Annotated in this window: 1 pseudogene; it reads right to left on the reverse strand. The window is 79.6% G+C overall.

Features of this window, described 5'->3' with window-relative positions:
- Positions 1 to 46: 46 nt before the first annotated feature.
- A pseudogene (locus tag FOE67_RS29845) lies at positions 47 to 760 on the reverse strand (cryptochrome/photolyase family protein); the annotation flags it as partial.

Here is a 760-nt window from a genome sequence, read left to right on the forward strand (position 1 = left end):
CCGGTCCCACCATGCCGCGCGCCGGGGCCGGGGCGGGCGCGTCGCGTCACGGCGGCGTGTCGCCGCACTCCCGGACCGGGGCGGGTACCTCCCCGGGATCGCCGGGGCGGTCGGGGCCGGCGACGGCCCGGGCGGTGCGGTGGTTGCCGCGCGGCAGGGCCCGGTGCCGGTGGACGGGGACCCGGTACCCGGAGGTGACCGGGCAGGGGCGCTCCCCGGTGCGGTCGTCGGGGCGGTACGGGCACGGCCCGCAGCGGTCGGTGATGGGGTGGAGGCGGGCGCCGCCGGAGGTGTACGGAGGTGTACGGCTTGGTGGTCGTCCGCCCCCTCGGCGTACCGGGAGGTGTCGATGACGTCGGGCGACATCACCCGGTCGTGGCCGTCGACGAAGCAGCGGTGGAACCGGTCGGTGACGGCCGCGGCGTCCCGGCCGCGTTGCGGGGCGTGGCTGCCGGGGATCATCAGCCGGGGGATGCGGGGGCCGGCCCTCGTGGGTCCGGGCGGCGGTGCCGGAGAGGCAGTGGGCGGCGACCGCGTCGGCGTCCGGCTCCGGGAACCACTCCGGGAGCCGGGGGTGGTGGCGCCGGGCGTCGCGCCCGCGGTACCCCTCGCCGAAGTGCCGGTACGGGGCCCCCTCGTGGACGCGCCATCCGGCGATCCGCCGGATGAGGCCCTCGGCGCTGTTGAGCGGGGTCTCCCGCCGGCGCCGGGCGTCCTCGGCCCGCTCCACGCATGCGGCCGGGTGGACGGGGTTCGGGGC

This window comes from Streptomyces calidiresistens (assembly GCF_014141525.1).
Taxonomy (GTDB): Bacteria; Actinomycetota; Actinomycetes; order Streptomycetales; family Streptomycetaceae; genus Streptomyces; species Streptomyces calidiresistens.